This window comes from Brevundimonas sp., from assembly GCF_031082345.1.
Classification (GTDB): Bacteria; Pseudomonadota; Alphaproteobacteria; order Caulobacterales; family Caulobacteraceae; genus Brevundimonas.
Genome location: NZ_JAVHLH010000137.1, coordinates 1 through 7,563, shown reverse-complemented (window position 1 = coordinate 7,563; position 7,563 = coordinate 1). Strand labels below are relative to the sequence as shown.

At 69.9% G+C, this 7,563-nt stretch carries 6 protein-coding genes and 1 pseudogene; 1 reads left to right on the top strand and 6 read right to left on the bottom strand.

Features of this window, described 5'->3' with window-relative positions:
* A pseudogene (locus tag RDU12_RS09850) lies at positions 1-351 on the top strand (peptidase M56); the annotation flags it as partial.
* Positions 352-386: 35 nt separating this feature from the next.
* On the opposite strand, the gene ileS reads toward RDU12_RS09850, so the two are convergent.
* The 6 genes from ileS to RDU12_RS09820 form a co-directional block, all read right to left on the bottom strand.
* On the bottom strand, positions 387-3,302 hold the full coding sequence (gene ileS / locus RDU12_RS09845) for an isoleucine--tRNA ligase (RefSeq protein ID WP_300289920.1): 2,916 nt from the start codon (positions 3,300-3,302) through the stop codon (positions 387-389).
* A gap of 150 nt (positions 3,303-3,452) precedes the next feature.
* The gene (locus RDU12_RS09840; protein ID WP_300289921.1) at positions 3,453-4,394 is read right to left on the bottom strand and encodes a bifunctional riboflavin kinase/FAD synthetase; all 942 of its coding nucleotides are present in this window, start codon (positions 4,392-4,394) and stop codon (positions 3,453-3,455) included.
* A gap of 1 nt (position 4,395) precedes the next feature.
* The gene (locus RDU12_RS09835; RefSeq protein WP_300289922.1) at positions 4,396-4,857 is read right to left on the bottom strand and encodes a MaoC family dehydratase; all 462 of its coding nucleotides are present in this window, start codon (positions 4,855-4,857) and stop codon (positions 4,396-4,398) included.
* Positions 4,858-4,940: 83 nt separating this feature from the next.
* Positions 4,941-5,810, bottom strand: a complete 870-nt coding sequence (locus RDU12_RS09830) for a TIGR01459 family HAD-type hydrolase (protein WP_300289923.1) — start codon at positions 5,808-5,810, stop codon at positions 4,941-4,943.
* Positions 5,807-6,085: a hypothetical protein gene (locus RDU12_RS09825; RefSeq protein WP_300289924.1), complete on the bottom strand. Its 279-nt coding sequence runs from the start codon at positions 6,083-6,085 to the stop codon at positions 5,807-5,809. The genes RDU12_RS09830 and RDU12_RS09825 overlap by 4 nt, the downstream gene beginning before the upstream one ends.
* Positions 6,086-6,246: 161 nt before the next feature.
* On the bottom strand, positions 6,247-7,494 hold the full coding sequence (locus RDU12_RS09820) for a DNA polymerase IV (protein WP_300291135.1): 1,248 nt from the start codon (positions 7,492-7,494) through the stop codon (positions 6,247-6,249).
* Between the last annotated feature and the right edge of the window lie 69 nt (positions 7,495-7,563).

Below are 7,563 nucleotides of genomic sequence, written 5' to 3'. Positions count from 1 at the left end.
GCCATGGGTCAGGCCCGGGCCGCCACAGCCGAGGCGCGGGCCGCCGCCGCCCAAGCCCGTGTCCACGCCAGCGCCGCCCGGGAGGAGGCTCGCCACGCCATGGCTCGCGCCCGTGTCGAGATGCGCGAGGGCGCGGATGAGATGGACCGTGGCGCGAACGAGATGCGGGAAGAAGCCCGGCGTCTGCGCGACCCCGCCTATCGGGCCCGGCAGATCGAGCAGAACCGGGCGCGCGGCAGCACGGTCACCGACGCCGAGTTGATCGACCTGTCGCGTCGCCTGCCGGAGCAGGCCGACGAGCTGGAGCGGCAGGCCCAGCGGATGCGGGAGCAATCCGCCGAACGGATCTGAAGGCTATCGGGCCCCGCTTCGGCGGGGCCTTTTCCTTATGACCTCGCGGCGTCCCACCAGCGGACCGCGTCGGCGTCCCGGGCGCTGAGCTCGGGATACGCCGGATCCGAGCCGACGTCCGGCACGCGCCGCCACGAGCGGGCGCATTTCGGATGGTCGGCGAGGCGGACCTCGACCGTCACGGCGTCGCCGCCGATCTTCAGCTCGGCCCCCGAGGTGCGGAATACCTCGGCGGCGTCGAGGCCCTCGAACGGCGCGAAGGCCTCGGCCGGGCCGGTGACGATGGGCCAGGCGTCGAGCGCGCCGCCGATGGTCTTGTCGCGGCGGGCGGCTTCCAGAGCTTCATTGACGATCTCCAGCACCGTCTCCACCCCGGCCCAGCGTTCCGCCTCGGCGGGATTGCGCCACCCGTCCGGCGTCTCCGGGATGACCCGGGCGCAGTTGGAGCCGGCGTCGGGGAAGCGCGTCGTCCACGCCTCTTCCATGGTGAAGGGGGTCAGCGGCGCCAGCCAGGCGGTGAGGCGCATGAACACCTCATGCATCACCGTGCGCGCGGCGCGGCGACGGATGGCGTCGGGACGGTCGCAGTAGAGGCTGTCCTTGCGGATATCGAAATACAGGGCCGACAGGTCGCCCGAGCAGAACTCCAGCACCGGGCGGACCACGTCCTGGAAGCGGTAGTCGCGGTAGGCGGCGCGGACCTCGCCGTCCAGCTCCCACAGGCGGTGCAGGATGAACCGCTCCAGCGGCGGCATCTGGTCCAGCGGCAGGCGCTCGGCCTCGTCGAATCCGGCCAGGGCGCCGAGCAGATAGCGGACGGTGTTGCGCAGCTTGCGATAGGCGTCGACCGTGGTCTGCAGGATCTGCTTTCCGATCCGCTGGTCCTCGGCATAGTCCACCAGGGCCACCCACAGACGCAGGATGTCGGCGCCGGATTCCTTGATGATGGTCGCGGGGTCGGTCGTATTGCCCTTCGACTTGGACATCTTCTCCCCGTTCTCGTCCTGGGTGAAGCCGTGGGTCAGGACGGCCTCATAGGGGGCGCGGCCGCGGGTGCCGGCGCCTTCGAGAAGGTTGGACTGGAACCAGCCGCGATGCTGGTCCGAGCCTTCGAGATAGAGGTCGGCGGGCCAGTGTGAGGGCCGGTCGCCGGCATATCCGTGGGCGGGATCGCGCGGTTCGAGAGTGAAGGCGTGGGTGCAGCCGGAGTCGAACCAGACATCGAGGATGTCCTGGATCTTCTCGTAGCGCTGCGGATCGTGGGCGCCGAGGAAGTCGGCGTCGGGCCGGTCGAACCAGGCGTCGGCCCCGCCTTCGGCGATAGCGGCGAGGATGCGGGCGTCGACCTCGGGGTCGTGCAACGGTTGGCCGGTTTCCTTGTCGACGAACATGGCCAGCGGCGTGCCCCAGGCGCGCTGACGGCTGATCAGCCAGTCGGGGCGGCTCTCGACCATGGTGCGGATGCGGTTCTTGCCGGCGGCCGGATGGAAGACCGTGGCGTCGATGGCCGACAGGGCGCGTTCGCGCAGGGTCCCGTCGTCGTCGAGCGGCTTGTCCATGCGGATGAACCACTGCGGGGTGTTGCGGAAGATGACGGGCGCCTTGGAACGCCAGCTGTGCGGATAGGAGTGCTCCATCCGGCCGCGCGCCAGCAGATTGCCGGCCTCGATCAGTTTTTCCATCACGGCCCCGTTGGCGGGGCCGAATTTGCCGGTCTTCTTGCCTTCGGTCTCGATGACCTTGAGGCCGGCGAAGAGGGGGACGGAGGGGTAGTAGACTCCGTCAGGATCGACGGTGTCGGGCACCTCGTGATGGCCGTGGGCCTTCCAGACCTCGAAGTCGTCGGCGCCGTGGCCCGGGGCGGTGTGGACGAAGCCGGTGCCGGCGTCGTCGGTGACGTGGTCGCCGGCCAGCAGGGGCACCGAGAAGCCGTAGCCGGACGACAGGGCCGCCAGCGGGTGGGCGCATTCGAGGCCCGACGGGTTCAGATCGTCGACGCGGGTCCAGGCGGCGATCTTCGCGGCCTTGAAGACCTCTTCGGCCAGCTTGTCGGCGAGGATCAGCCGGTCGCCCGGCCTGGCCCAGGGCTCGAACTCCAGCCCGGTCTCCATGGCCGTGACCTCATAGAGGCCATAGGCGATCTCGGGGCCGTAGCTGATGGCGCGGTTGGCCGGGATGGTCCACGGCGTGGTGGTCCAGATCACCACCGAGGGATTGGCGTGGCGGAAGGCCAGCAGGTCGTCGGGATGGTCGTCGGTCGCGCCGGTGACGGGGAATTTGACCCAGACCGTCGGGCTGACGTGGTCGTGGTATTCGATCTCGGCGTCGGCCAGGGCGGTGCGCTCGACCGGCGACCACATCACCGGCTTGGAGCCGCGGTACAGCTGGCCCGAGTTCTTGAACTTGTGGAATTCGGCGACGATGGCGGCCTCGGTGGAGAAATCCATCGTGGCGTAGCGATTGTCCCAGTCGCCGAGGATGCCGAGGCGTTTGAACTGGTCGCGCTGCACGTCGATCCAGCCGGCGGCGTATTCGCGGCAGGCTTGGCGGAACTCGGCCCGGGAGATCTCGTCCTTGCGCTTGCCCTGGGCGCGATAGCGCTCCTCGATCTTCCACTCGATCGGCAGGCCGTGGCAGTCCCAGCCGGGGACGTAGTCGACATCGTTTCCGAGCAGGAAGCGGCTGCGGACCACGAAATCCTTCAGCGTCTTGTTGAGCGCGTGGCCGATGTGGATGTCGCCGTTGGCGTAGGGCGGCCCGTCGTGGAGGACGTAGAGGGGCGCGCCCTCGGCCTGGCGCTGTTTGCGCAGGGCGGCGTAGAGGTCGCCCCACGCCTCGATGATCGCCGGTTCCTTCTGGGGCAGGCCGCCGCGCATGGGGAAGGGCGTCTCCGGCAGGAAGACGGTTTCGCGGTAGTCGCGGCCGGTGGGCGTGTCGCTGGCGTCAGCCATGAAGTCTTGTCTCGTCGTGTTTGATCGTTCGCGTGGATGTCGAGGTCCCGACGTGCGCGGGGCAAAAGCCCTGCGGCGCTACGCCGGGCGGGTAATCGAGATCGGGCGAAACACGCGGACGGTCATGGTGGCAGCGGTCTAGCAGGCGGTTCATGACGGCGCCAGCCGCAGCGCGACCCGGGCGGCCTCCGCGTCGGCGTCGATCTGGACCTTCAGGGCGTCGAGGTCGGCGAAGGTTTCCTCGCCGCGGAGGAAGGCGACCAGTTCGGTCTCGACGGTCTGGCCGTAGAGGTCCTCGTCGAAGTCGAACAGCCAGATCTCGAGCAGGGGCTCGTCGAGGGCGAACATGGGGCGCAGGCCGAGGCTGGCGACGCCGTCGATGACGCGGCCGTCGGCCAGGCGGGTGCGGGTGGCGTAGATTCCGAAAGCCGGGCGCATGTAGTCGCCGAGGCGGACATTGGCGGTCGGGACGCCGATGGTGCGGCCGCGCTTGTCGCCGTGGACGACTTCGCCCTCGATGGCGAAGGGACGACCGAGGATGGCGGCGGCGCGGGCCATGTCGCCGGCGCGAACGGCCTCGCGCACGGCGGAAGACGACAGTTTCAGGCCGTGGGGATCATCGACGCGATCGGCGACGCTGACGGTGTAGCCGAGGGTTTCGCCCTGGCGGCGCAGGCCTTCGGGCGAGCCGGTGCGGCCCTTGCCGTAGGTGAAGTCGAAGCCGACCGCGGCGTGGCGGATGCCCAGACCCGCACCGAGAACGTCCCGGGCGAAAGCTTCGTCCGACATGGCGGCCATGTCGGCGTCGAAGGGCAGGTGATAGAGGCGGTCGACGCCGAGCGGTTCCAGCGCCCGGGCCATCTGGGCCGGGGTCATCAGGCGGAAGGGGGCGGCGTCGGGCTGGAACCAGCGGCGCGGATGGGGGTCGAAACTGACGACGGCGAGAGGCGCGCCCAAGGCGCGGGCGGCCTCGCGGGCCGTGGCGATGACGGCCTGGTGGCCGCGATGGACTCCGTCGAAGGCGCCGATGGCGACGGCGGCGCCCTTGAGCCGGTCGGGCAGGTCGCGCCAGTCGGTGACGATCTCGACCAAGTCAGGCCTTCGCGGGGCGCCGGCGGCGGGGCACGCGGACGAGGGCGACGCCGTCCATCACAAGCTTGCCGTCGACGAAGCCCTCGCAGTCCAGTTCGACCCGGGCGCTTTCCTGATCGACGGATTTGACGCTGACCCGGACCAGGACCTCCTCGCCGATGCGGACGGGCAGGTGGAAGCCGAGGGTCTGGGACAGGTAGATGGCGCCGGCCCCCGGCAGGTGGGTGCCGACCACGGCCGAGCCGAACGAGGCTGTCAGCAGGCCGTGGGCGATGCGGCCCCGGTAGGCGGTTTTCGCGGCGAAGGCCTCGTCCATGTGGACCGGGTTGAAGTCGTCCGAGGCGTCCGCGAACTGCTGGATGCGCTGTTCGGTGACGGGGATGATCTTCTCCGCCCTCATGCCGACGTGCAGCTCCTCGAGGATGTAGCCGCCGGAGGGATGTTTCGGGACAAGTTCAACCATGATCCGGGCTTAGCGTGATTTGCCTCTGAGTGGGCCATTTTTTGGATTCGGGTCGAAGCGACCTGAAGCAAAAACGGCCGTGGTCACCACGCCAGATCGAGCATGGCGTAGCGGGCCCAGGTGGTCTCGGCCCTGAGCAGGTCGGCGGCGCGAACCGGGTCGAGGCGGCCGTCGTCGCCGCGGGCGGCGTCGCCATGGATGCCCTGGGCGATGAACAGGCAGTCCAGCGCCTGGCGGTTGGCGCCGAGCACGTCGGTGACGACGCCGTCGCCGATGCACAGGACGCGGGCGCGGTTGACCGGCCGGCCGAGCAGCTTTTCCCCTTCGTCGATGGCCAGCTCGTAGATCGGCCCGTACGGCTTGCCGGCCATGACGACCCGGCCGCCGAGGCTCTCGTAGAGATCGGCGAGGGAGCCGCCGCAGTAGATCAGCCTGTCGCCGCGCTGGACCACCCGGTCGGGGTTGGCGCAGATCAGTTCGAGGTCGCGGGCCACGCCCTCGGCCAGACGCTCGCGGTAGTCCTCGGGCGTCTCGGTCTCGTCGTCGACGGGGCCGGTGACGGAGATGAAGGCGGCGTCGGCGGCGCCGTGGGCGCTGTCGAGACCGAGACCTTCGTACAGGGGCCAGTCGCGCTCGGGCCCGATGACCCAGGCGGGGCCGGGGGCGCGTTTGGCCAATTCGGCGCGGGTGGCGTCGCCGGAGGTGACGAAGGCCTTCCAGCTGTCGCGCGGCACGCCGAGCCGGTCCAGCTGGGCCACCACGTCGGAGGCGGGGCGCGGCGAGTTGGAGATCAGGACGACATGGCCACCCTGTTCATTGAACCGGGTCAGGGCGGCGCAGGCCTCCGGGAAGTTCTCGCGGCCGTTATGGATCACCCCCCAGACGTCGCAGAGCAGGATGTCGTAGTCGGCGGCGACAGCGCCTAGGCCGTCGAGGGCGTGGGGGAGGGTCATGCGCGGCTGATAGCGGTTTCGGGGGAGGGGGTGAAGGGCGGGGCGGGATCCGCCTCTTCGGTGCGACGCGCCATCGCCTCGAGGTGGAACAGGGGGCGCGGCAGGATGAAGTCTTCCGGATCGGGGCGATGTCCGTCGCGGAACAGGCGCAGATAGAATTCCTCGCGTTCCGACATGGGCTGGAAGCGCCCGGTTTCCAGTCCCTTGAGGCGGAGATGCTGAAGGGCGCGGATGAAGTCGCGGTCGGTGATCTGGCGGCGGCGGTCACGGGGCATTGGGAGGTCCTTCCTGTTGCCCTTCTCCCCTCGGGGGAGAAGGTGGCCCGGCAGGGCCGGATGAGGGGGCTGTTCGACGCGAACTGGCTGGTTGCCGGTCCGGAGCCGACTCACCCCTCATCCGCCCCTCCGGGGCACCTTCTCCCCCAAGGGGGAAAGGATCAGGTCTTCAACGCCCGTCCCGCCACCACCGCCCCGGCCCCGAATTTCGCGCGCAGCCGATCGATGGCGGTTTCGGTCTTGAGGGTTTTCGCCTCGGGGGAGTCGAACAGGGCGGAGGGGGCGCCGAGGGCGTCGTGGACCTCGCCCATGCCGATGCCGATCAGGCGGTAGGGCCGGCCCAGTTCGGGGGCCAGCAGGTCGCGGCCGGCGGCGAACAGGGCGCGGGCGGTCTGGACCGGCTCGGCAAGGCTGACGCGGCGGGTGACGATCTTGAAGTCGGTGCGGCGCAGTTTGAGGACGATGACGCGGCTGGCGACGCCGTCGCGGCGGGCCTTGGAGGCCAGTTTCTCGCACAGGGGCCAGAGCTCGGCCTCGAGATCGGCGGCTGAGGTCAGGTCCTCGTTGAAGGTGGTCTCAGCGCTCATGCCCTTGCGCTCGTGCTCGGGTCTGACGGCGCGGGCGTCGCGGCCGTGGGCGAGGTCGTGCAGGCGCAGGCCGGTCTCGCCATAGCGTTTGATCAGGTCGCGGGGATCGGCGGCGGCGAGATCGCCGACGGTGGCGTAGCCGTCGCTCTGCAGCGTCTTGCGGAACACCGGGCCGACGCCGGGCAGGATGGCGACGGGTTTGGGCGCCAGCAGGGCCTGCGCCTCGGCGCCGATGACCGAGAAGCCGCGCGGCTTGTCCAGTTCGGAGGCGACCTTGGCGAGGAAGCGGTTGGGCGCCAGGCCGATGGAGACGGTCAGGCCGGTCTCGTCCTCGATCCGCTTCTGCAGGCGCACCAGCTGGAAGGCCGGGGGACCGCCGTTGAGCCGTTCGGTGCCGGCGAGATCGATCCAGGCCTCGTCCAGCGACAGGGTCTGGACCAGCGGCGTCAGCTCGCGCACGGCGCCGAAGATGGCCTCGCTGGCGGCGACGTATTTGCTGAAGTCGGCCTTGATGACGACGGCCTCGGGGCAGGCCTTGAGCGCCTTGAACATCGGCATGGCGGAATGGACGCCGTACTGGCGGGCGACGTAGCAGCAGGTCGAGACCACGCCGCGCTTGCCGCCGCCGACGATGACCGGGCGGTCGCGCAGCTCGGGCCGGTCGCGCTTTTCGACCGAGGCGTAGAAGGCGTCGCAGTCGAGGTGGGCGATGGACAGGGTCGAGAGCTCGTCGTGGCGGACGATTCGGCGCGAGTCGCAGGTCGGGCAGCGCTCGACGAGGGCGTCAGCGGTCGTCAGGCAGTCGCGGCAGATGGATTTCATCGGAGGTGGATTGTGCCTGACGGCGGGGGGAGTTGGGAGCGGATTCCTTCTCACCTCCGGGGGAGAAGG

What these genes read in the sequence shown, in the direction of transcription:
- ileS (WP_300289920.1), bottom strand. Translation starts at nt 3,302, where the DNA reads ATGGCTGACGCCAGCGACACGCCCACCGGCCGCGACTACCGCGAAACC.
- RDU12_RS09835 (WP_300289922.1), bottom strand. Translation starts at nt 4,857, where the DNA reads ATGGTTGAACTTGTCCCGAAACATCCCTCCGGCGGCTACATCCTCGAG.
- RDU12_RS09830 (WP_300289923.1), bottom strand. Translation starts at nt 5,810, where the DNA reads ATGACCCTCCCCCACGCCCTCGACGGCCTAGGCGCTGTCGCCGCCGAC.
- RDU12_RS09825 (WP_300289924.1), bottom strand. Translation starts at nt 6,085, where the DNA reads ATGCCCCGTGACCGCCGCCGCCAGATCACCGACCGCGACTTCATCCGC.
- RDU12_RS09820 (WP_300291135.1), bottom strand. Translation starts at nt 7,494, where the DNA reads ATGAAATCCATCTGCCGCGACTGCCTGACGACCGCTGACGCCCTCGTC.